We start from the raw sequence: 21296 nt of genomic DNA, 5'->3' as shown, positions 1-21296 counted from the left end.
CCACAGTGGCGAAGGCAAAGTTCGAGCGGACCAAGCCGCACGTCAACATCGGCACCATCGGTCACATCGACCACGGCAAGACGACGCTGACGGCTGCGATTTCCAAGGTTCTGCACGACAAGTACCCCGACCTGAACCCCCAGTTCGCGTTCGAGGACATCGACAAGGCTCCCGAGGAGCGCCAGCGCGGTATCACGATCTCGATCGCGCACATCGAGTACCAGACGGAGGGCCGTCACTACGCCCACGTCGACTGCCCCGGCCACGCTGACTACGTGAAGAACATGATCACGGGTGCGGCCCAGATGGACGGTGCCATCCTGGTGGTCGCCGCCACCGACGGCCCCATGCCGCAGACGAAGGAGCACGTCCTGCTCGCCAAGCAGGTCGGCGTCCCCTACATCGTCGTGGCGCTCAACAAGGCCGACATGGTCGACGACGAGGAGATCCTCGAGCTCGTCGAGATGGAGGTCCGTGAGCTCCTCTCGGGCTACGAGTTCCCCGGCGACGACCTCCCGGTCGTCAAGGTCTCGGCGCTCAAGGCCCTCGAGGGCGACGCCGAGTGGGGCCAGTCGGTCCTCGACCTCATGGACGCGGTGGACACCTACATCCCGGAGCCCGAGCGCGACATCGACAAGCCGTTCCTCATGCCCGTCGAGGACGTCTTCACGATCACCGGTCGTGGCACCGTCGTCACCGGTCGTATCGAGCGCGGCATCCTCAAGGTCAACGAGGAGGTCGAGATCGTCGGCATCCACACCGGCCCGCCGGCCAAGACCACCGTCACCGGTGTCGAGATGTTCCGCAAGCTGCTCGACGAGGGTCGCGCCGGTGAGAACGTCGGCCTCCTTCTTCGTGGCACGAAGCGCGAGGACGTCGAGCGTGGCCAGGTCGTCGTCAAGCCCGGCTCGATCACGCCGCACACCGAGTTCGAGGCTCAGGTCTACATCCTGGGCAAGGACGAGGGTGGCCGTCACACGCCGTTCTACGACAACTACCGTCCGCAGTTCTACTTCCGTACGACGGACGTCACGGGTGTCGTGCACCTGCCCGAGGGCACCGAGATGGTCATGCCCGGCGACAACACCGACATGACGGTCGAGCTCATCCAGCCGATCGCCATGGAGGAGGGCCTCAACTTCGCCATCCGCGAGGGTGGCCGCACGGTTGGCGCCGGCAAGGTCACCAAGATCAACAAGTGACCTGACGCTGCACCTGCAGCACCAGCTTCACAGCAGTACGCGTAGGGCCCGTTCCGCTTCGGCGGGGCGGGCCCTACCCCTTGCTCGCGCGTTTGGCGTCGCGTCCCGCCTGGTTCGAGTCCGGTTCACGACCCCAGCCCGACGGTTCAGGGCCGCGGTGACGTCGCGGTCTCGGCGACCTGACCTACTGGCCGAGGGCGACGAGGACGACGGTGTCGGAGTCTGCCGCGAGGTGGGCCCTGGCGCGGAAGGATCCCTGCGCGAAGAGCGCGTCGAGCGCCTTCGAGGTGAGCAGCCGGCCGGAGGGCAGCTGGGAGCGCACGCCGTCCTCGACGGCGGGGGTCTCGGTCGTCGCCTCGGGCGACGCGTCGCGCAGCGTCGCGACGGTCTCGGGTGTCACCTCCACGACGGCGTCGATCCAGTACGTCGAGGGCCGGGTGCGTCGCCGCCGAGAGTGCCGGACATCCAGGTCTCCGAGACCGGTCGGCCCAGGGCGCTGAATCTCCTGGGCACCGGCTCGAGGTCGGTGCGGACCTCGCCGGTGTCGGACTGGTCGGGGTAGAACCCGCGATCCTCCGGGCCGTGGGGCCGCGCTGGGCGGACCACGCCGGTGGATAGGGTCGGGGCCATGGCGCACTCGTTCGACACCGACACCGAAGCCCAGGGGCTCATCGACTACGTCGACGCCAGCCCCACCCCGTTCCACGCGTGCGAGCAGGCCGCTCGCCGGCTCGAGGCGGAGGGCTTCACCGAGGTCGACGAGCGCGCGGCATGGCCGAGCGGTCCCGGTCGCCACTACCTCGTGCGTGGCGGCTCCCTCATCGCCTGGGACACCACGGGCGCGCACGGCGCCGGCGCCGGCCCGGCGGCCGGCTTCCGCGTCGTGGGGGCGCACACCGACAGCCCCAACCTGCGCATCAAGCCCAACCCCGACCACAGCCGGGCCGGCTGGCAGCTGCTGGGGGTCGAGCCCTACGGCGGCCTCATCCTCAGCTCGTGGCTCGACCGCGACCTCGGTCTCGCGGGCCGGGTCGCCATCCGGGGCCGCGAGGGCGTCGAGTCGCGCACCTTCCACGGACGTGACGCGCTGCTCCGCGTCGCGCAGCTCGCGATCCACCTCGACCGCACCCAGAACGAGGCCCTCAGCCTCAACAAGCAGGCGCACCTGGAGCCGCTCTGGGGTGTCGGCGATGAGCCCGGCGACTTCGTCGGCTACCTCGCCGAGCAGGTCGGTGTCGACCGGGAGGACGTCCTGTCGTGGGACGTCATGACCCACCCGGTGCAGCCGTCGGCGCGCCTCGGCCGTTCCCGCGAGCTCATCGCGGCACCCCGCCTCGACAACCTGGCGACGTCGTATGCCGGTGTGCGGGCGCTGCTCGACGCCGTGGCGACCGAGCCCACCCACGTCCCCGTCCTCGTCCTGTTCGACCACGAGGAGATCGGCAGCACGTCCGAGCGCGGCGCCACCTCGACCCTGCTGCCGTCGGTTCTCGAGCGCATCGTGGCGGCCGGGGGAGGCACGCGCGACGACTACTGGCGCGCGCTCGCGTCCACCGTCATCGCCTCCGGTGACATGGGGCACGCGACGCACCCCAACTACGCCGACCGTCACGAGCCGATGCACACCATCAGGGTCAACGGGGGTCCGGTGCTCAAGGTCAACAGCAACCTGCGCTACGCCACCGACTCGGTCGGGGCGGCCGCGTTCCGGCTGGCGTGCGAGCAGGCCGGGGTGCCCATGCAGACGTTCGTCACGCGTAGCGACCTGCCCTGCGGCTCGACCGTCGGGCCGGTCACGTCGTCGTTGACGGGCGCCACGACGGTGGACTTCGGGGCGGCCACGCTCTCGATGCACAGCACCCGCGAGCTGATGGGCGCCGAGGACCCCGCCATGTATGCCGGAGCGCTGAGCGCCTTCCTCGCCCCGGCCTGAGCGTCGGGCCGCGCACCCGCGCGTTCTCGCCGGAGGCGGCCGAGCGGCATACGGCCGGGGCGTGGGAGGATGGGGCCGTGGAGGCCCCAGCGCTCGACGTGCCCGACCGGCCGACGCTCGTCTACGACGCGGACTGCGGCTTCTGCACGCGCAGTGCGCTCTTCGCCAAGCGGTGGGTCGACCGTCGGGACCGCTTCGCGGTGCGACCGTGGCAGGAGCTCGACCTCGCGGCCGTCGGTCTGTCCGCTGCCGACTGCGACGAGGCGGCCCAGTTCGTGACGGCGGACGGCTCGATCCGCTCCGGTCACCGGGCCATCGCGAGTGCAGCCACCCACGGGGCGCCGGCCTGGCGACCGGTCGGCTACCTGCTCATGGCGCCGGGTGTCTCGCGCGTGGCCTCCCGTGCCTACGGGTGGGTGGCCGAGCACCGCTACCAGCTCCCGGGCGGCACTGCGGCGTGCGCGCGTCCCTCGTCGCCGGCGGGGGAGTGACCTCGACCGGCGAGGGGCGGGCGCGCTCGACGCGCCACGGACTCCTGGCCTGCGAGGACGCCTGTGCTCGATTTGATAGTGCGTCGCCGCCTCTGGCACACTGTTCAGGTTGCTTGACGCGCGTCGCTGACCCATGTCGGTGCCGCCGCCCCTTGAGAGCCTCCTGACGGGGACTCGCCCGGACTCCTCTCGGAGGCCCTAGGGAAGCGCAAGCCACCCGGTTCGGCCGGGCAATCCACACCGGAAGTAGCACGAAAGTGCGTCACTTCCGCCGCGAAGCGGGCGCGACACGCCCGACCTCGGGGGTCGGATGCCAAGGGAACCGGAAGTCAGAAGCGAGAGAGAGACGTTCATCAGATGGCGGGACAGAAGATCCGCATCCGGCTGAAGTCGTACGACCACGAGGTCATCGACAGCTCGGCCCGGAAGATCGTTGACACAGTGACGCGCGCCGGCGCGACCGTGGTGGGCCCCGTCCCGCTGCCGACGGAGAAGAACGTCTTCGTCGTCATCCGGTCGCCGCACAAGTACAAGGACAGCCGCGAGCACTTCGAGATGCGCACCCACAAGCGCCTCATCGACATCATCGACCCGACGCCCAAGGCCGTCGACTCGCTGATGCGTCTCGACCTGCCGGCGGACGTCAACATCGAGATCAAGCTCTGAGGCGGTTGCTGACATGACTGTTGCTCAGAAGAACGTCAAGGGCGTGCTCGGCGAGAAGCTCGGCATGACCCAGGTGTGGGACGCCGACAACAAGCTCGTCCCCGTGACCGTCGTCAAGGCCGGCCCCTGCGTCGTCACGCAGGTGCGCGCCGACGAGACCGACGGCTACTCCGCGGTCCAGATCGCCTTCGGTGCGATCGACCCGCGCAAGGTGAACAAGCCGATGTCGGGCCACTTCGAGAAGGCCGGCGTCACGCCGCGCCGTCACCTCGTCGAGCTCCGCACGAGCGACGCCGCCGACTACGAGCTCGGCCAGGAGATCACGGCCGAGTCCTTCGAGGCCGGACAGCGCGTCGACGCCACGGGCACGACCAAGGGCAAGGGCTTCGCGGGTGTCATGAAGCGCCACGGCTTCGCCGGCGTCTCGTCCTCTCACGGTGCCCACCGCAACCACCGCAAGCCGGGCTCCATCGGCGGCTGCTCGACCCCGGGCCGTGTCTTCAAGGGCATGCGCATGGCCGGTCGCATGGGTGGCGTTCGCCAGACGACCCAGAACCTCCAGATCCACGCCGTTGACGCCGAGAAGGGCCTGCTGCTCATCAAGGGTGCCGTTCCCGGTCCCCGCGGTGGCATCGTCCTGATCCGCACGGCTGCGAAGGGTGCATGATCGACATGGCAACCAAGACCCCGAACCTGCCCGCCGAGATCTTCGACGTGCAGACGAACGTCCCGCTGATCCACCAGGTCGTGGTGGCCCAGCTCGCGGCGGCTCGTCAGGGCACGCACTCGACCAAGACCCGCGGCGAGGTCCGCGGCGGTGGGCGCAAGCCGTACCGCCAGAAGGGCACCGGCCGTGCGCGTCAGGGCTCGACCCGCGCGCCGCAGTTCGCCGGCGGTGGCGTCGTCCACGGCCCGCAGCCGCGTGACTACTCGCAGCGCACCCCCAAGAAGATGAAGGCCGCCGCCCTGCGTGGCGCCCTCTCCGACCGGGCCCGCTTCGACCGCATCCACGTCGTCGACTCCATCGTCTCGGGCGACCTGCCCTCGGCGAAGGACGCCGCCGCGCTGCTCGCCGGCCTGACGGAGCGCCCCAACCTGCTCGTCGTGCTCGAGCGCAGCGACGAGGTGTCGTTCAAGTCGGTCCGCAACCTGCAGAACGTCCACGTCCTGGTCGCCGACCAGCTCAACACGTACGACGTCCTGTGCGCCGACGACATCGTCTTCACCCAGGCTGCGCTCGACGCGTTCGTGGCCGGCCCCGTGAAGGCTGACAAGGCCGACAAGGAGGCCGCCAAGTGAGCATCCACACCAAGGACCCCCGCGACATCCTGATCGCGCCGGTCGTCTCGGAGAAGTCGTACGGTCTGCTCGACGAGGGCAAGTACACCTTCATCGTCGACCCGCGTGCGAACAAGACGGAGATCAAGATCGCCATCGAGCAGATCTTCAACGTCAAGGTCGACAAGGTCCACACCCTGAACCGCCAGGGCAAGACCCGTCGAACCCGTTTCGGCCTCGGCAAGCGCAAGGACACCAAGCGTGCGATCGTCTCCCTCCGCGAGGGCTCGATCGACATCTTCGGTGCGGGCGCCTGAGATAGACGAAGAGAGACTTAACGAACATGGGTATCCGCAAGTACAAGCCGACCACGCCGGGCCGTCGTGGCTCGTCGGTCGCCGACTTCGTCGAGATCACGCGCACCACGCCCGAGAAGTCGCTGGTCCGCCCCCTGTCGAAGACGGGTGGCCGTAACAACGCCGGCCGCATCACGACGCGTCACATCGGTGGCGGTCACAAGCGCGCCTACCGCGTCATCGACTTCCGTCGCCACGACAAGGACGGCGTGCCGGCCAAGGTCGCTCACATCGAGTACGACCCCAACCGCACCGCGCGCATCGCGCTCGTCCAGTACGTCGACGGCGAGAAGCGCTACATCCTGGCCCCGAACAAGCTCAAGCAGGGCGACCCGATCGAGAACGGCCCCGCGGCCGACATCAAGCCGGGCAACTCGCTCCCGCTGCGCAACATCCCGGTCGGCACGGTCGTCCACGCGATCGAGCTCAAGCCGGGTGGCGGCGCGAAGATCGCCCGCTCGGCGGGTGCTCGCGTGCAGCTCGTCGCCAAGGACGGCCCCTACGCCCAGCTGCGTATGCCGTCCGGTGAGATCCGCAACGTCGACGCGCGCTGCCGCGCCACCGTCGGCGAGGTGGGCAACGCCGAGCAGAGCAACATCAACTGGGGCAAGGCCGGCCGCATGCGCTGGAAGGGCAAGCGCCCGACCGTCCGTGGTGTCGCGATGAACCCGGTCGACCACCCGCACGGTGGTGGTGAGGGCAAGACGTCCGGTGGACGTCACCCCGTCTCCCCGTGGGGTCAGGCCGAGGGCCGCACCCGCAAGGGACACAAGGAAAGCGACAAGCTCATCGTGCGTCGCCGTCGTACTGGCAAGAAGCGCTGATAAGGAGCCTTTGGAATGCCTCGTAGCCTGAAGAAGGGCCCCTTCATCGACGACCACCTTCAGAAGAAGGTGGACGCCCAGAACGAAGCGGGCACGAAGACTGTCATCAAGACCTGGTCGCGTCGTTCGGTCATCAGCCCGGACATGCTCGGTCACACCTTCGCCGTCCACGACGGCCGCAAGCACGTCCCGGTGTTCGTCACCGAGTCGATGGTCGGCCACAAGCTCGGCGAGTTCGCACCGACCCGCACGTTCAAGGGTCACGTGAAGGACGACAAGAAGGGTCGTCGTCGCTGATGGCCACCGAATCCAAGGAAGAAGTCATGGAAGCCAAGGCCTCGGCGCGGCACGTCCGTGTCAGCCCGCAGAAGGCTCGCCGTGTCGTGGACCTCATCCGCGGCAAGGCGGCCACCGACGCCGTCACGACGCTGACGTTCGCCCCGCAGTCGGCCTCCGACCCGGTCAAGAAGGTGCTCGAGAGCGCCATCGCCAACGCCCGCGTCAAGGCTGACCGCGAGTCGGTCGCCTTCGACGAGCGCAACCTCGTCATCACGGCCGCGTTCGTCGACGAGGGCCCGACGATGAAGCGATTCCGTCCGCGTGCCCAGGGCCGCGCCGGTCGCATCAACAAGCGGACGAGCCACATCACCGTGGTCGTCACGCAGCCGGAGAACAAGAAGGGAGCCCGCTGATGGGTCAGAAGGTCAACCCCCACGGCTTCCGTCTCGGCATCACGACGGACCACAAGAGCCGTTGGTTCGCCGACTCGACGAAGTCGGGTCAGCGCTACCGCGACTACGTCAAGGAAGATGTCGCCATCCGTCGCCTGATGGAGAAGGGCATGGAGCGCGCCGGTATCGCCTCGGTCGAGATCGAGCGCACCCGTGACCGCGTCCGCGTCGACATCCACACGGCCCGCCCGGGCATCGTCATCGGCCGCCGCGGCGCCGAGGCCGACCGCATCCGTGGCGAGCTCGAGAAGCTCACGGGCAAGCAGGTCCAGCTGAACATCCTCGAGGTCAAGAACCCCGAGATCGTCTCCCAGCTGGTCGCCCAGGGCATCGCCGAGCAGCTCTCGGCCCGTGTCGCCTTCCGTCGCGCCATGCGCAAGGGCATGCAGTCCGCCCAGCGCGCCGGCGCCAAGGGCATCCGCGTGCAGGTCTCGGGCCGCCTCAACGGCGCCGAGATGAGCCGCACCGAGTTCTACCGCGAGGGTCGCGTCCCGCTGCACACGCTGCGTGCGCAGATCGACTACGGCTTCTACGAGGCCCGCACGACCTTCGGCCGTATCGGCGTCAAGGTCTGGATCTACAAGGGCGACATGACGGCGAAGGAGCTCGCGGCGCAGCAGGCTGCCGCCCCGCGCCCGTCGCGTGGCCCGCGTCGTGACGGCGGCGACCGCCCGAACCGCGCCCGTCGTGGTGACCGCAACGAGACCGCCGCTGCTCCGGCAGTGAACGAGACCGCTGCTGCCGAGGCCCCCGCCGCGGCGAGCACCGAGAATGAGCAGGCCTGACCCATGTTGATTCCCCGTCGAGTCAAGCACCGCAAGCAGCACCACCCGAACCGCCACGGTGCGGCCAAGGGTGGCACGACGATCGCCTTCGGCGACTACGGCATCCAGGCCCTCGAGCCCGCCTACGTCACCAACCGGCAGATCGAGTCCGCTCGTATCGCGATGACCCGTTACATGAAGCGTGGCGGAAAGGTGTGGATCAACATCTACCCCGACCGTCCGCTCACCAAGAAGCCCGCCGAGACCCGCATGGGTTCCGGCAAGGGTTCGCCGGAGTGGTGGATCGCCAACGTCAAGCCGGGCCGCGTCATGTTCGAGATCTCGGGCGTGACCGAGCCGGTGGCGCGCGAGGCCATGCGTCTCGCGATGCACAAGCTCCCCATGAAGTGCCGCTTCGTTCAGCGTGAGGGTGGTGACATCTGATGGCAGTCGGAACCAAGGACCTGGCTCCCGAGCAGCTGCGTGGTCTCGACGACACCAAGCTGGCGGACGAGCTGAAGAAGGCCAAGGAAGAGCTGTTCAACCTGCGTTTCCAGTCGGCCACCGGCCAGCTGGACAACCACGGTCGTCTGCGCGCCGTCAAGAAGGACATCGCACGGATCTACACCGAGATGCGTGAGCGCGAGCTCGGCATCGGCTCGGCCCCCGCCGCCCCCAAGGCGCCGGAGAAGTCGGAGCCGGTCGAGAAGAAGGCCAAGGCGGACAAGAAGGCCGACAAGACCGAGAAGGCTGACAAGGCCGAGAAGAAGGCCAAGAAGGCTGACAAGGCGCAGGAGGCTGACGCATGAGCGAGCAGGAGAAGGTCGTGAGCGACCAGGCGAGTGAGCGCAAGTACCGCAAGACCCGCCAGGGCTACGTGGTGAGCGACAAGATGGACAAGACCGTCGTCGTCGAGGTCGAGGACCGCGTCAAGCACGCCCTCTACAGCAAGGTCATCCGTCGCACCAGCAAGGTCAAGGTGCACGACGAGCAGAACGAGGCCGGCATCGGCGACCGCGTGCTGATCATGGAGACGCGTCCGCTCTCCGCGACGAAGCGCTGGCGCATCGTCGAGATCCTCGAGAAGGCCAAGTAGGCCAACCCACTGGGGGCTCCGCCCCCGTGTGCCCCCCATTCCGTTCGGCAAGGCTCATCCGGGCAACCGGTGAGAACCAGCACGACGACAGGAGTTAGAAGTGATTCAGCAGGAGTCGCGGCTGCGCGTCGCCGACAACACCGGTGCCAAGGAGCTCCTTTGCATCCGTGTTCTCGGTGGCTCGGGCCGTCGGTACGCCGGCATCGGCGACACGATCGTCGCCACCGTCAAGGACGCGATCCCTGGCGGCAACGTGAAGAAGGGTGACGTCGTCAAGGCCGTCATCGTCCGCACCGTCAAGGAGCGTCGCCGTGCCGACGGTTCCTACATCAAGTTCGACGAGAACGCTGCGGTGATCCTCAAGACCGACGGTGACCCCCGTGGTACCCGCATCTTCGGCCCGGTGGGCCGCGAGCTTCGCGAGAAGAAGTTCATGAAGATCATCTCGCTCGCGCCGGAGGTGCTGTGAACATGGCGAACAAGCCGTCGAAGATGAAGATCAAGAAGGGTGACCTCGTCCAGGTCATCTCGGGCCGCAGCCAGAAGAACGGCGGCGACCGGGGCAAGCAGGGCAAGGTCATCGCGGTGTTCCCGGAGAACCAGCGCGTGCTGGTCGAGGGCATCAACCGCGTCACCAAGCACGTCAAGGCGGGCGCAACCGCCCGTGGCACGCGCAACGGTGGCCTGACGCACACCGAGGCCGCGATCCACGTGAGCAACGTCGCGATCGTCGACCCCGAGTCGAAGAAGCCGACCCGCGTCAAGACGCGTGTCGAGACCGTCGAGCGGGGCGGTCGCCAGAAGGCCGCTCGCGTCCGTGTCGCGGTCAAGTCGGACAAGGACCTCTGAGAATGACTGAGACCAGCACCAAGCCGCGCCTCAAGCAGCGCTACCACGACGAGATCAAGGGCTCCCTGCAGGAGCAGTTCGGCCACGCCAACGTCATGCAGGTCCCCGGTGTCGTCAAGGTCGTCGTCAACATGGGTGTCGGCGACGCGGCCAAGGACAGCAAGCTGATCGAGGGCGCCGTCCGCGACCTCACGGCCATCACCGGGCAGAAGCCGGTCGTGACCAAGGCTCGCAAGTCCATCGCCCAGTTCAAGCTGCGTGAGGGCATGCCGATCGGCGCCCACACCACGCTCCGCGGCGACCGCATGTGGGAGTTCCTCGACCGTCTCGTCACGATCGCCCTCCCGCGCATCCGTGACTTCCGTGGCCTCTCGCCGAAGCAGTTCGACGGCAACGGCAACTACACGTTCGGTCTGACCGAGCAGTCGATGTTCCACGAGATCGACCAGGACAAGATCGACCGCGTGCGAGGCATGGACATCACCGTGGTCACCACGGCGACCAACGATGACGAGGGTCGCGCGCTGCTCAAGCAGCTCGGCTTCCCCTTCAAGGAGAACTGACATGGCCAAGACCGCGCTCGTTAACAAGGCGAACCGGAAGCCGAAGTTCAAGGTCCGCGCGTACACCCGCTGCCAGAAGTGCGGTCGCCCGCACTCGGTGTACCGCAAGTTCGGCCTCTGCCGCATCTGCCTTCGCGAGATGGCTCACGCGGGCGAGCTGCCGGGCGTGACCAAGAGCTCCTGGTAACCGGTTCCCGAGCCCAGAGCACAACCCAGACCAACACACCTCTGACACCGTAGGTCGACCACCCGGCACATGCCGGCGGCGAATGCCGAGGTCGAAACCCCGGTGAGGAAGGGCGGAGAGCCCACCATGACCATGACTGACCCGATTGCGGACATGCTGACCCGCGTGCGTAACGCCAACTCGGCGCACCACGACGTCGTCTCCATGCCGTACTCGAAGCTGAAGAAGAACATCGCCGAGATCCTCCAGGCCGAGGGCTACATCGCCTCCTGGAAGATCGAGGAGGCCGAGGTCGGCCAGACGCTGACCATCGACCTCAAGTACGGCCCGAACCGCGAGCGCTCCATCGCCGGCGTGCGTCGCGTGAGCAAGCCCGGTCTGCGCGTCTACGCCAAGTCGACGAACCTGCCCAAGGTTCTCGGCGGGCTCGGTGTCGCGATCCTGTCGACCTCGACGGGCCTCCTGACCGACAAGCAGGCACACGAGAAGGGCGTGGGTGGGGAAGTCCTCGCCTACGTCTGGTAAGGAGACGAAGACATGTCGCGAATCGGACGACTCCCCGTCTCCATCCCCTCGGGTGTGGACGTCAACGTCACCGGCCAGGACGTCACGGTCAAGGGCCCCAAGGGTGAGCTCTCCCTGACCGTCGTGCAGCCGATCACGGTCGAGCTGGGCGAGGGAAACCTCGAGGTCAAGCGCCCCGACGACGAGCGTGACTCGCGCTCGCGCCACGGCCTGACCCGCTCGCTCATCAACAACATGGTCCTCGGTGTCACCGAGGGCTACGAGAAGAAGATGGAGATCCACGGCACGGGTTACCGTGTCGCGGCGAAGGGCTCGGACCTCGAGTTCTCGCTCGGATACTCGCACCCGATCCTCATCCAGGCTCCCGCCGGCATCAGCTTCGCCGTCGAGAACCCGACCCGCTTCTCGGTGCAGGGCATCGACAAGCAGCTCGTCGGTGAGGTCGCGGCCAACATCCGCAAGCTGCGCAAGCCCGACCCGTACAAGGGCAAGGGCGTTCGCTACGCGGGCGAGCAGATCCGTCGCAAGGTCGGAAAGGCCGGTAAGTAAGCCATGGCAATGATCATCAAGCGCGGCAAGTCCAAGGCTGCCGCCCGCATCCGTCGCCAGGTCCGCGGTCGCAAGAAGATCAGCGGCACCGCCGCCCGTCCCCGCCTCGTCGTGTCGCGCTCCAGCCGTCACCTCTTCGTCCAGGTCGTCGACGACACGGTCGGCAAGACCGTCGCCTCGGCCTCGACGATGGAGGCCGACCTGCGTGCGTTCGAGGGTGACAAGACCGCCAAGGCCAAGAAGGTCGGCGAGCTCGTCGCCTCGCGTGCCAAGGACGCCGGCATCGAGGCCGTCGTGTTCGACCGTGGTGGCAACAAGTACCACGGCCGCGTGGCGGCGATCGCCGAGGGCGCCCGTGAAGGTGGGCTGTCCCTGTGACCAAGCACTTCGTGACCGCAATTGTTGAGATGAGGAACATCTGATGCCCGGACAGCAGCGTCGAGGCACCGGCCCCGCCGGTGGCGGCGAGCGCACCGAGCGCGGAGACCGCCGCGACAACCGCGGTGGCCGCGACAACCGCGACAGCCGTGACGACAAGAACCAGTACGTCGAGCGCGTCGTGACCATCAACCGTGTGGCCAAGGTCGTCAAGGGTGGTCGTCGCTTCAGCTTCACCGCTCTCGTCGTGGTCGGTGACGGTGACGGCACGGTTGGTGTCGGCTACGGCAAGGCCAAGGAAGTTCCCGCGGCCATCGCCAAGGGTGTCGAGGAGGCCAAGAAGAACTTCTTCAAGGTCCCGCGCATCCAGGGCACCATCCCGCACCCCGTCCAGGGTGAGGCGGCCGCTGGTGTCGTCATGCTCCGCCCCGCCGCCCCCGGTACCGGTGTCATCGCCGGTGGCCCGGTGCGTGCGGTGCTCGAGTGCGCCGGCATCCACGACGTCCTCAGCAAGTCGCTGGGCTCCGACAACGCCATCAACATCGTGCACGCCACGGCCCAGGCCCTGCGTGACCTCGAGCGCCCCGAGTCGGTCGCTGCCCGCCGTGGCAAGACCCTCGAGGAGGTCGCTCCGGCGGCCATGCTCAAGGCCCGCGCCGCCGGCATCGCCGAGGCCCAGGCCGCGAAGGCTGGTGCGTGATGGCTCGTCTCAAGGTGACCCAGACCCGTTCCGAGATCGGCGGCAAGCAGAACCAGCGTGACACGCTGCGCAGCCTCGGTCTGAAGCGCATTGGCGACGTCGTCGTCAAGGAGGACCGTCCCGAGATCCGCGGGATGGTCAAGACGGTCACGCACCTCGTGACCGTCGAGGAGGTTGACTGACCATGGCCGACAACGCCAAGAAGTCGGGCGAGTCCGCCCTCAAGGTCCACCACCTGCGTCCGGCCCCCGGAGCCAAGACCCCCAAGACCCGCGTCGGTCGTGGTGAGGGCTCCAAGGGCAAGACCGCCGGTCGTGGCACCAAGGGCACCAAGGCCCGTTACCAGGTCCCGGAGCGTTTCGAGGGCGGCTCCATGCCGATGCACATGCGCCTTCCGAAGCTCCGTGGCTTCAAGAACCCGTTCCGCACCGAGTACCAGGTCGTGAACCTGGACCGCCTGCAGGTCCTCTTCCCCGAGGGTGGCCAGGTGTCGGTCGAGGACCTCGTCGCCAAGGGTGCCGTCCGTGACGGCTTCCCGGTGAAGGTGCTCGGGACGGGCGAGATCTCCGTCAAGGTCGAGGTCGAGGCTCACAAGTTCTCGGCGTCCGCCAAGGAGAAGATCGAGGCCGCCGGCGGCACGGTCACTGCCATCGCAGGCTGAGTGACTGGTCCAGCGTGACCCCCACACACCTCGTGTGAGCAGCGCCCCGAGCACCAGCCGCGGGCCGACGTGACGTCGGTTACCGCGGAGGGAGGCTCGGGGCGCTGTGCCTTTGCGTTAACCTTCCACGGATTGCATGAATGACGCCGCGCCACGGTGCGGCCCCCAGGAGGACCCAGTGCTCGCCGCCTTCGCACGCGCGTTCCGTACCCCGGACCTGCGCAAGAAGCTGCTTTTCACGCTCGGCATCATCGTGCTGTTCCGGCTCGGGTCGCACGTCCCGACGCCCGGCATCAGCTACAGCCTCGTGCAGAACTGTCTCGAGGCCAACAAGGGCCGGTCGGGTGACCAGAGCGGGTTCCTCAACCTCGCCAACCTGTTCAGCGGCGGGGCACTGCTCCAGCTGTCGGTGTTCGCGCTCGGGATCATGCCCTACATCACCGCGAGCATCATCATCCAGCTGCTCACGGTGGTCATCCCGCGCTTCGAGGCGCTCAAGGAGGAGGGCCAGTCGGGTCAGAGCAAGCTGACCCAGTACACCCGCTACCTGACGATCGGCCTCGCGATCCTCCAGTCGGCCACGCTCGTCACCTTCGCGCGCAACCCGTCCAGCCTGTTCGGCGGGTCCTGCACCTCGATCATGAACGACCAGTCGATGGTCACCATCCTGATCATGGTGCTCACCATGACGGCCGGCACCGGCCTGATCATGTGGTTCGGTGAGCTCATCACCGACAAGGGTGTCGGCAACGGCATGTCGCTGATGATCTTCACCTCGATCGCCGCCGGCTTCCCGGCCTCGCTCTGGGGCATCCGCGAGAACAAGGGCTGGGGCACCTTCCTCGGCATCATCGTCCTCGGCATCTTCGTCATCGCCGCGGTCGTCTTCGTCGAGCAGTCGCAGCGCCGCATCCCGGTCCAGTACGCCAAGCGCATGGTCGGCCGGCGCATGTACGGCGGCACGTCGACGTACATCCCGCTCAAGGTCAACATGGCCGGCGTCATCCCGGTCATCTTCGCCAGCTCGCTGCTCGCCCTCCCCGGCCTCATCGCGCAGTTCAACACGCGCGCCGACGGCAACAACCCCGACTGGGTGACGTGGGTGCAGTCGAACCTGGTCCGCGGTGACCACCCCATCTACATGGCGATCTACGTCGCCCTCATCCTCTTCTTCACCTTCTTCTACGTCTCGATCACGTTCAACCCGACCGAGGTCGCCGAGAACATGAAGAAGTACGGCGGCTTCATCCCGGGTATCCGGGCCGGGCGACCCACGGCCGAGTACCTCAACTACGTCCTGACCCGAATCACCGTGCCGGGTGCCATCTACCTCGCGATCGTCTCGCTGATCCCGCTCGTCGCCCTCGTGCTCGTCGGCGCCAACCAGAACTTCCCGTTCGGTGGCACGTCGATCCTCATTGTCGTGGGTGTGGGTCTCGAGACGGTCAAGCAGATCGAGGCGCAGCTGCAGCAGCGTCACTACGAAGGGTTCCTCCGTTAAATGCGACTGATCATCCTCGGCCCGCCCGGTGCCGGTAAGGGCACCCAGGCGGCGCGGATCGCCGACCGGCTCGGCATCCCGGCCATCTCGACCGGCGACATCTTCCGCGCCAACATCAAGGACCAGACCCCGCTGGGCGTCAAGGTCGACGAGATCATCAAGTCCGGTGGCTACGTCTCCGACGACATCACCAACGAGATCGTCGAGGACCGCCTCTCCTGGGACGACGCCACCCACGGCTTCCTCCTCGACGGCTACCCGCGCACCTCGGGCCAGGTCGACGCGCTCGACGCGATGCTCGCGCGCCACGGTCACGCCCTCGACGCCGTCCTCGAGCTCGAGGTCGACGAGGACGCCATCGTCGAGCGCCTGCTCAGGCGGGCCGAGACCGAGGGCCGTGCCGACGACACCGAAGACGTCATCCGCGAGCGCCAGGCGATCTACCGCAAGGAGACCGCTCCACTGGCACACCACTACGACCAGGTCGGCCTCCTCGTGAAGGTCGACGGCATGGGTGAGGTCGACGAGGTCACCGACCGCGTCATCGCCGCCCTGCCCCAGCACGCCTGATGTTCGGACGCCGAGGCCGGCTCCAGGGCCGCACCGACGAGCAGCTCCTCCTCATGCGTGAGGCGGGGCTGCTCGTCGGGCGCACCCTCGAGATGCTCGCGGGCGAGGTGCGCCCCGGCGTCACCACGCTCGAGCTCGACCGCCTCGCCGAGGAGTTCATCCGCAGCCACGGCGGCATCCCGAACTTCCAGCTCGTGCCCGGCTACAGCCACACGCTCTGCACGAGCGTCAACGACGAGGTCGTCCACGGCATCCCCCGTTCGCGCGTGCTCGAGGCGGGCGACATCGTCTCCATCGACTGCGGCGCCGAGGTCAAGGGCTGGAACGGCGACGCGGCCTTCACCGCCGTCGTCGGCGGGCCCGAGGCCGGGCGCCCCGAGGACCTCGCGCTCATCGACGCCACCGAGGCGAGCCTCTACGCCGGCATCGCGGCCATGCAGGTCGGCGGCCGGCTCTACGCCGTGGGCGACGCGGTGGAGGCGAGTATCGAGGCGGCTGCGGCGCGCGACGGCAACGCGTACGGCGTCATCGACGAGTACGTCGGCCACGGCATCGGCACCCAGATGCACATGGACCCCCAGATCCCGAACTACGCGGTGCGCGAGACAGGCCCGAAGCTCGTCGACGGCTTCACGGGTGCGATCGAGCCGATGATCACGCTCGGCTCGACCGACACCAAGGTGCTCGGCGACGAGTGGACCGTCGTCACCGCCGACGGGTCGCGCGCGGCGCACTCGGAGCACTCGGTCGCCGTCCGCGAGGACGGCCTGTGGATCCTCACCGCCATCGACGGTGGCAAGGCCGCCCTCGAGGCGGTCGGGGCGGCATACGCCCCCCTCGACGTCTCGGTCTGACACCGGCCTGCTGACGCGCCGAACGGCGCCACGGCCGCTCTCCCCATCCGGCGACGGCGACGCGTAGCCTCACGCTCGTGACCCTTCCCCGCAGCACCCCGTCGGCCCAGGGCGTCGACGCCTCAGGAATCCTCGACCTCGTCGACGCCGTGGAACGAGAGCACCTCGGTCTGCACAGCCTGATGGTCGTACGCCACGGGCACGTCGTCGCGGAGGGGTGGTGGCGGCCGTATGCCGCCGACCGCGTCCACCTCGCGTACTCCCTCTCGAAGACGCTGACGGCCACGGCTGTCGGCTTCCTCGCGCAGGAGGGCCGCCTGTCGCTCGACGACCGCGTCCTCGACCACTTCCCGGAGCTCGACCCGAACGCGGTCGCCCCCGGCTGGGACGACGTGCGCGTGCGGCACTGCCTGTCGATGACCGTCGGTCACGAGGAGGACGCGTGGACGCACGTGTTCGACCGGATGAACGGCTACGACTTCGACGCCGCCGGCGACTGGGTGCCTCGCGTCTTCGCGACGACTCCGACGCGTGACCCCGGCACCGTCTTCGCCTACAACCAGGTTGCGACGTACGTGCTCGCCGTCATCGTGCGGCAGCTGACCGGCGGCGGAGTCGCCGACGTCCTCCATCCGCGCCTGCTCGTGCCGCTCGGGGTGCAGGAGAGCATCCCGTGGCACCGCGACCCTCTCGGACGCGAGCTCGGGTTCACGGGGTCGCACCTGACGACCGAGACGATCGCCTCGGTCGCCCAGCTCTATCTCGACCGGGGTCGCTGGAACGGTCGACAGCTGCTGTCGGAGGCGTGGGTCGACGAGGCCACCCGCGCGTTCGGGCCGCTCAACGAGGACCCCGGCGCCGACGAGGACTGGCGGCGCGGCTACGGCTACTCGTTCTGGATGCAGCGCTTCGGTTTCCGTGGCGACGGCGCCTACGGGCAGTTCCTCGTGGTGCTTCCCGAGCACGACACCGTCGTGGCCGTCACGGCCGAGCAGCAGCGCATGCAGTCGACGCTCGACGCACTGTGGGAACACCTCGTGCCCGCGATCGGTGCGCCCGGTTCCGCGGCTGCGGAGGCCGCGCTCGCCGAGCGCCTGGCCGGCCTCGAGATCCCGGCCATGACGGGCGAGGCCCTGGGGCCCGACCACGCCGAGTTCAACCGTTCGAGCTCCTCCGACCTGGCTCCCGACTACGCGGCCGTCTCGGTCACCCGCGAGGGCGCCGAGCTCGTCCTGGGCCTGGCCCGCCGGGGCGAGTGGCTGCGGGTCCCCGTGGGGGTGGGAGCCTGGCGCGAGAGCGAGCTCGTCGCCGCCGGGGCGACGCTCCCCGTCGTCGCCAGCGGGGGCTGGGTCGACGAGGACACCTTTCGCGCCGAGGTCATCGCGATCGAGACGCCCCACCGCTTCCGCGTCGAGGCCCGGCTGCGCAGCGCCGACGCCGACCTGACGTGGCGGATGGTGCCGCTGACGGGCCACGACCCGATGTGGCTCTCGACCCGCTGGACCTGAGGCGGCGGCCCCCGCCGTCGTGGTCCCGGGCCGTCCGAGGGTCGTCGGTGGCTCATCGGTGGGTCGCCGGTGGGCCGGCGCGTGTGGCGTGGTCGCGCTGTGGCGTGACGGCTGTCGGTGCCCGGGTGAAGAATCGACGGTGGCGTGCAGGACCAGCAGAAGGAGGCAGTCGTGGCCGGTGACGAGAGCACGACAGGGGCGACCGGAACGACGGGAGACACGAGGGTGACCGGCCCCCGGGGATCCTCCCGGCCGGCCGCAGCGGCGGCGACGGTGCCCCCCGGTGGCGTGCCCGCCGACCACAACCCGTGGCCGGCGCTGTGGGCCATGGTCATCGGCTTCTTCATGATCCTCGTCGACTCGACGATCGTCTCGGTGGCGACGCCGGCGATCCTGCGTGGGCTCGACACCGACGTCAACAGCGTCATCTGGGTGACCAGCGCCTACCTGCTCGCGTACGCCACGCCTCTGCTCATCACCGGGCGGCTCGGCGACCGCTTCGGCCCGAAGAACGTCTACCTCGCCGGCCTGGCCATCTTCACCCTGGCCTCGCTCTGGTGCGGACTGACGGACACCATAACCGGCCTCATCGTCGCGCGGGTCGTGCAGGGCCTCGGTGCCTCGATGCTGACGCCCCAGACCATGGCCGTCATCACCCGCACCTTCCCAGCCGCCTCGCGCGGGCAGGCCATGGCGTTGTGGGGCGCGACCGCCGGTGTCGCGATCCTCGTCGGCCCCGTGGTCGGCGGTCTGCTCGTCGACGGCCCGGGCTGGGAGTGGATCTTCTTCATCAACGTGCCGGTCGGCATCATCGCCTTCGTCCTCGCCGCACGGCTCGTGCCCCGGCTCGACACCCGCAGCCACGCCTTCGACTGGGTGGGGGTCGCGCTGTCGGCGGTCGGCATGTTCCTCATCGTCTTCGGGGTGCAGGAGGGCGAGACCTACGACTGGGGCGCGATCTCCGGGTTCGTGTCGGTGCCGCTCCTCATCGGCGTGGGCATCGTGGTCTTCGGCCTCTTCCTGGTCTGGCAGTCCCGCAACACGAACGAGCCGCTCGTCCCGCTGGGCCTCTTCCGCGACCGCAACTTCTCCGTCTCCAACATCGGCATCACGACGGTCGGTTTCGCGATCACCGCGATGGCCTTCCCCTTCATGCTCTACGCGCAGGCGGTCCGTGGCCTGAGCCCGACGGCGTCGGCGCTGCTGCTGGCGCCGATGGCGGTCATCTCGGGCGCGCTCGCCCCGGTGGGCGGCCGCCTGACCGACAAGGTTCACCCGAAGCTGCTGGCTCCCGTGGGGCTCGGGCTCACCTCGGCCTCGCTCTTCTGGGTGGCCGCGGTCATGCACCCCGAGACGGCGATCTGGCAGCTGCTGCTGCCGATGGCCCTCATGGGCGTCGGCAGCGCGTTCATGTGGGGTCCCCTCGCGGCCACCGCCACCCGCAACCTGCCGATGTCGTCGGCCGGCGCCGGCGCCGGCGTCTACAACACGACGCGCCAGGTCGGTGCCGTGCTCGGCAGCGCCGCCATCGCCGCGGTGATCGAGGCACGCATGGCCGCCAACCTGCCCGGGCTGGAGCTGTCGTCCGGGTCGGTGCAGCAGGCCGGCGGGGGCGCGATGCCGGCCCGCATCGCCGACGGCTTCTCGGACGCCATGGCGCAGTCGATGCTGCTCCCGGCGGCGGTGCTGCTCGTCGGCGTCGTGGCCGTGCTCTTCTTCGAGCGGCCCACGCACCACAGCGGCTGAGCCCGCCCGCTGCCGGTCGGGGCGACGGAACCGGATCCGGCTGCCGGGAGCCGTGCAGGGGGACAGCGGACCGTCGAAGGGGGGACCACGATGGGTCGTCGGCCCGTGTGAGGGTGACCACTGCACCTACGTGCAGGCGAGGCGGCGAGCCTTCATGCGGATCCGGGCACGACGTCGTGGTGGCGGCGTCCGGCGCTCTGGCGGCCGAGGGCGCCCGCGCGTCCTCCGACGTGCACGACCATGCGCTCGGCGACGACGCGCGCGTTGGCCTGGAGCACCTCGAGCGGCACGCGCGGGAGGTTCTCCTCCCAGTCGATGAGCGGCGACCCCCGGAACTGCAGCATCCGCGCCGGCCTGCCGAGGAAGAACAGGTGCAGGTGTGCGCCACCGTCGCCGTACTTCGCGAGCTGCACGCGGCCCACCGTGGGCACGTGCTCGACGGCGTCGGAGATCGCGACGATGAGCTGGCCCATCTCCGCCGCGAGCTCGCCCGGCAGCGAGGGCAGGTCGTGGTGCGCGACCGGTGTGAGCATGAGCATCACGGGCAGACCGGTGTCGCGTGACAGCGTCAGCCGCCAGCGGGAGTTCGTCCAGACCACCCGCTCGTCGGTGTCGTCGAAGCCCAGGGCGCAGTGGCAGTCCGCGGCCTGCTCACCGCGGCGCGGTGGCTCCTCGTCGGCAGGGGGCCGCACGGGCTTGAGCCGCAGGCCCTCCAGCTCGTACGGGTAGATGTCCCACCCGGGCATCTCCTCGACCGCCACGGGCAGCCGTCCGTCCTCACGGGCGGCGGCCGCGATGCGGGCGTAGTAGTCCTCCACGGACTCCGCCTCCGTGGGCGGCGCACTCACCGTGTCGGTGTGGTCGTCGGGTGCGGGCGGGTGGGTGGGGTCGGCGCCGGGCTCGGTCACCCCGTCAGTATGCCGGGTGGCGCACCCGTGCGCCGGGCGTGAGCCGGCCCGGCGGATCGGGCCCGGCGGATCGTGCCCCGGTCGAGGCCGACGGTGGCACGATCGGCTACGTGGGAACGATCGGTGACTACCTGGCCGGGCTCGAGCCGGACCAGCGCTCAGCCCTGCAGCACGTCGTCGACGTCGCTCGGCGCGTCGTCCCCGAGGCGGAGGAGGGCACGAGCTACGGCATGCCGGCCCTGCGCCTCGAGGGACGCCCGCTCGTCGGCATCGCCGCTGCCGCGAAGCACCTGTCGGTCTTCCCCTTCAGCCCGGCCGTCGTCGATGCGGTGGCAACCGACCTCGACGGCTTCTCGCTGAGCAAGGGCACCATCCGCTTCTCCGTCGACCGCCCGGTGCCCGATGCCGTGCTCGAGAGGATCGTCGCGCTGCGCCTGGCCGAGCTGGGTCGCTGAG

At 68.9% G+C, this 21296-nt stretch carries 32 protein-coding genes; 30 read left to right on the top strand and 2 right to left on the bottom strand.

The genetic code is table 11. The features are described from left to right. The first annotated feature begins 5 nt into the window (after nt 1-5). A complete protein-coding gene (gene tuf / locus ACFQ2V_RS03185; protein WP_386050639.1) occupies nt 6-1202 on the top strand; it encodes an elongation factor Tu in 1197 nt (398 codons plus the stop codon). Nucleotides 1203-1386: 184 nt separating this feature from the next. Here the strand turns inward: tuf and ACFQ2V_RS03180 are convergent, their stop codons facing one another. Beyond that, nucleotides 1387-1608, bottom strand: a complete 222-nt coding sequence (locus ACFQ2V_RS03180) for a hypothetical protein (RefSeq protein ID WP_386050637.1) — start codon at nt 1606-1608, stop codon at nt 1387-1389. A gap of 222 nt (nt 1609-1830) precedes the next feature. Here ACFQ2V_RS03180 and ACFQ2V_RS03175 point away from each other — a divergent pair, with 222 nt between their 5' ends. From ACFQ2V_RS03175 to ACFQ2V_RS03040, 28 genes are all read left to right on the top strand, one after another. Then, a complete protein-coding gene (locus tag ACFQ2V_RS03175; protein WP_386050635.1) occupies nt 1831-3135 on the top strand; it encodes a M18 family aminopeptidase in 1305 nt (434 codons plus the stop codon). 77 nt (nt 3136-3212) lie between these two features. Then, a complete protein-coding gene (locus ACFQ2V_RS03170; protein WP_386050634.1) occupies nt 3213-3626 on the top strand; it encodes a thiol-disulfide oxidoreductase DCC family protein in 414 nt (137 codons plus the stop codon). A 357-nt stretch (nt 3627-3983) separates the two neighbouring features. Further along, a complete protein-coding gene (rpsJ, locus tag ACFQ2V_RS03165; RefSeq protein ID WP_019146773.1) occupies nt 3984-4292 on the top strand; it encodes a 30S ribosomal protein S10 in 309 nt (102 codons plus the stop codon). Between the two features lie 13 nt (nt 4293-4305). Beyond that, nucleotides 4306-4959, top strand: a complete 654-nt coding sequence (rplC, locus tag ACFQ2V_RS03160; protein ID WP_386050631.1) for a 50S ribosomal protein L3 — start codon at nt 4306-4308, stop codon at nt 4957-4959. Then, complete coding sequence (rplD, locus tag ACFQ2V_RS03155) at nt 4956-5591, top strand: 50S ribosomal protein L4 (protein WP_386050629.1); 636 nt, start codon at nt 4956-4958, stop codon at nt 5589-5591. The genes rplC and rplD overlap by 4 nt, the downstream gene beginning before the upstream one ends. Further along, nucleotides 5588-5887 carry a 50S ribosomal protein L23 gene (gene rplW / locus ACFQ2V_RS03150; RefSeq protein WP_020143242.1) on the top strand — a complete coding sequence of 100 codons (300 nt, stop codon included), beginning with the start codon at nt 5588-5590 and terminating at the stop codon, nt 5885-5887. The genes rplD and rplW overlap by 4 nt, the downstream gene beginning before the upstream one ends. A gap of 26 nt (nt 5888-5913) precedes the next feature. After that, complete coding sequence (gene rplB / locus ACFQ2V_RS03145) at nt 5914-6750, top strand: 50S ribosomal protein L2 (protein ID WP_147066110.1); 837 nt, start codon at nt 5914-5916, stop codon at nt 6748-6750. A 15-nt stretch (nt 6751-6765) separates the two neighbouring features. Then, nucleotides 6766-7047: a 30S ribosomal protein S19 gene (gene rpsS, locus ACFQ2V_RS03140; protein WP_141823434.1), complete on the top strand. Its 282-nt coding sequence runs from the start codon at nt 6766-6768 to the stop codon at nt 7045-7047. A 26-nt stretch (nt 7048-7073) separates the two neighbouring features. After that, nucleotides 7074-7442 carry a 50S ribosomal protein L22 gene (gene rplV / locus ACFQ2V_RS03135; RefSeq protein ID WP_386050627.1) on the top strand — a complete coding sequence of 123 codons (369 nt, stop codon included), beginning with the start codon at nt 7074-7076 and terminating at the stop codon, nt 7440-7442. Continuing rightward, nucleotides 7442-8266 carry a 30S ribosomal protein S3 gene (rpsC, locus tag ACFQ2V_RS03130; protein ID WP_030194229.1) on the top strand — a complete coding sequence of 275 codons (825 nt, stop codon included), beginning with the start codon at nt 7442-7444 and terminating at the stop codon, nt 8264-8266. Before rplV ends, rpsC begins: the two co-directional genes overlap by 1 nt. 3 nt (nt 8267-8269) lie before the next feature. Next, nucleotides 8270-8689 (top strand): 50S ribosomal protein L16, encoded by a 420-nt coding sequence (gene rplP / locus ACFQ2V_RS03125; protein ID WP_188032309.1) that lies wholly within the window; start codon nt 8270-8272, stop codon nt 8687-8689. Further along, on the top strand, nt 8689-9054 hold the full coding sequence (gene rpmC / locus ACFQ2V_RS03120; protein WP_386050626.1) for a 50S ribosomal protein L29: 366 nt from the start codon (nt 8689-8691) through the stop codon (nt 9052-9054). Before rplP ends, rpmC begins: the two co-directional genes overlap by 1 nt. Then, entirely contained in the window at nt 9051-9341 is a 291-nt protein-coding gene (gene rpsQ / locus ACFQ2V_RS03115; protein WP_386050624.1) for a 30S ribosomal protein S17, read from the top strand. Before rpmC ends, rpsQ begins: the two co-directional genes overlap by 4 nt. Nucleotides 9342-9441: 100 nt before the next feature. After that, entirely contained in the window at nt 9442-9810 is a 369-nt protein-coding gene (gene rplN / locus ACFQ2V_RS03110) for a 50S ribosomal protein L14 (protein ID WP_045191900.1), read from the top strand. Nucleotides 9811-9812: 2 nt separating this feature from the next. Continuing rightward, nucleotides 9813-10190 (top strand): 50S ribosomal protein L24, encoded by a 378-nt coding sequence (gene rplX / locus ACFQ2V_RS03105; protein ID WP_386050622.1) that lies wholly within the window; start codon nt 9813-9815, stop codon nt 10188-10190. Between the two features lie 2 nt (nt 10191-10192). Next, complete coding sequence (rplE, locus tag ACFQ2V_RS03100; protein ID WP_386050620.1) at nt 10193-10753, top strand: 50S ribosomal protein L5; 561 nt, start codon at nt 10193-10195, stop codon at nt 10751-10753. A gap of 1 nt (nt 10754) precedes the next feature. Beyond that, entirely contained in the window at nt 10755-10940 is a 186-nt protein-coding gene (locus ACFQ2V_RS03095) for a type Z 30S ribosomal protein S14 (RefSeq protein WP_020143231.1), read from the top strand. Nucleotides 10941-11066: 126 nt separating this feature from the next. Further along, a complete protein-coding gene (rpsH, locus tag ACFQ2V_RS03090; protein ID WP_045191896.1) occupies nt 11067-11465 on the top strand; it encodes a 30S ribosomal protein S8 in 399 nt (132 codons plus the stop codon). Nucleotides 11466-11477: 12 nt separating this feature from the next. Beyond that, a complete protein-coding gene (gene rplF, locus ACFQ2V_RS03085) occupies nt 11478-12014 on the top strand; it encodes a 50S ribosomal protein L6 (protein ID WP_386050618.1) in 537 nt (178 codons plus the stop codon). A gap of 3 nt (nt 12015-12017) precedes the next feature. Next, the gene (rplR, locus tag ACFQ2V_RS03080; RefSeq protein ID WP_386050616.1) at nt 12018-12392 is read left to right on the top strand and encodes a 50S ribosomal protein L18; all 375 of its coding nucleotides are present in this window, start codon (nt 12018-12020) and stop codon (nt 12390-12392) included. Nucleotides 12393-12435: 43 nt separating this feature from the next. Beyond that, on the top strand, nt 12436-13092 hold the full coding sequence (gene rpsE, locus ACFQ2V_RS03075; RefSeq protein WP_386050614.1) for a 30S ribosomal protein S5: 657 nt from the start codon (nt 12436-12438) through the stop codon (nt 13090-13092). Then, nucleotides 13092-13274, top strand: a complete 183-nt coding sequence (gene rpmD / locus ACFQ2V_RS03070) for a 50S ribosomal protein L30 (protein WP_045191891.1) — start codon at nt 13092-13094, stop codon at nt 13272-13274. The genes rpsE and rpmD overlap by 1 nt, the downstream gene beginning before the upstream one ends. A gap of 2 nt (nt 13275-13276) precedes the next feature. Continuing rightward, nucleotides 13277-13753 carry a 50S ribosomal protein L15 gene (gene rplO / locus ACFQ2V_RS03065; protein WP_386050612.1) on the top strand — a complete coding sequence of 159 codons (477 nt, stop codon included), beginning with the start codon at nt 13277-13279 and terminating at the stop codon, nt 13751-13753. A gap of 178 nt (nt 13754-13931) precedes the next feature. Continuing rightward, the gene (gene secY / locus ACFQ2V_RS03060) at nt 13932-15254 is read left to right on the top strand and encodes a preprotein translocase subunit SecY (RefSeq protein ID WP_386050610.1); all 1323 of its coding nucleotides are present in this window, start codon (nt 13932-13934) and stop codon (nt 15252-15254) included. Then, complete coding sequence (locus ACFQ2V_RS03055; protein ID WP_386050608.1) at nt 15255-15824, top strand: adenylate kinase; 570 nt, start codon at nt 15255-15257, stop codon at nt 15822-15824. Continuing rightward, a complete protein-coding gene (gene map / locus ACFQ2V_RS03050; protein WP_386050606.1) occupies nt 15824-16678 on the top strand; it encodes a type I methionyl aminopeptidase in 855 nt (284 codons plus the stop codon). Before ACFQ2V_RS03055 ends, map begins: the two co-directional genes overlap by 1 nt. A 77-nt stretch (nt 16679-16755) precedes the next feature. After that, a complete protein-coding gene (locus ACFQ2V_RS03045) occupies nt 16756-18186 on the top strand; it encodes a serine hydrolase domain-containing protein (RefSeq protein ID WP_386050604.1) in 1431 nt (476 codons plus the stop codon). A gap of 327 nt (nt 18187-18513) precedes the next feature. Continuing rightward, the gene (locus tag ACFQ2V_RS03040) at nt 18514-19932 is read left to right on the top strand and encodes a DHA2 family efflux MFS transporter permease subunit (protein WP_386051042.1); all 1419 of its coding nucleotides are present in this window, start codon (nt 18514-18516) and stop codon (nt 19930-19932) included. A gap of 152 nt (nt 19933-20084) precedes the next feature. Here the strand turns inward: ACFQ2V_RS03040 and ACFQ2V_RS03035 are convergent, their stop codons facing one another. Beyond that, nucleotides 20085-20840, bottom strand: a complete 756-nt coding sequence (locus tag ACFQ2V_RS03035) for a hypothetical protein (RefSeq protein WP_386050603.1) — start codon at nt 20838-20840, stop codon at nt 20085-20087. 110 nt (nt 20841-20950) lie between these two features. Here ACFQ2V_RS03035 and ACFQ2V_RS03030 point away from each other — a divergent pair, with 110 nt between their 5' ends. Then, a complete protein-coding gene (locus tag ACFQ2V_RS03030) occupies nt 20951-21295 on the top strand; it encodes an iron chaperone (protein ID WP_386050601.1) in 345 nt (114 codons plus the stop codon). Nucleotide 21296: the final 1 nt, after the last annotated feature.

Source organism: Terrabacter terrigena, from assembly GCF_042676085.1.
Taxonomy (GTDB): domain Bacteria; phylum Actinomycetota; class Actinomycetes; order Actinomycetales; family Dermatophilaceae; genus Terrabacter; species Terrabacter terrigena.
This window is presented reverse-complemented; position numbering and strand designations above follow the sequence as displayed.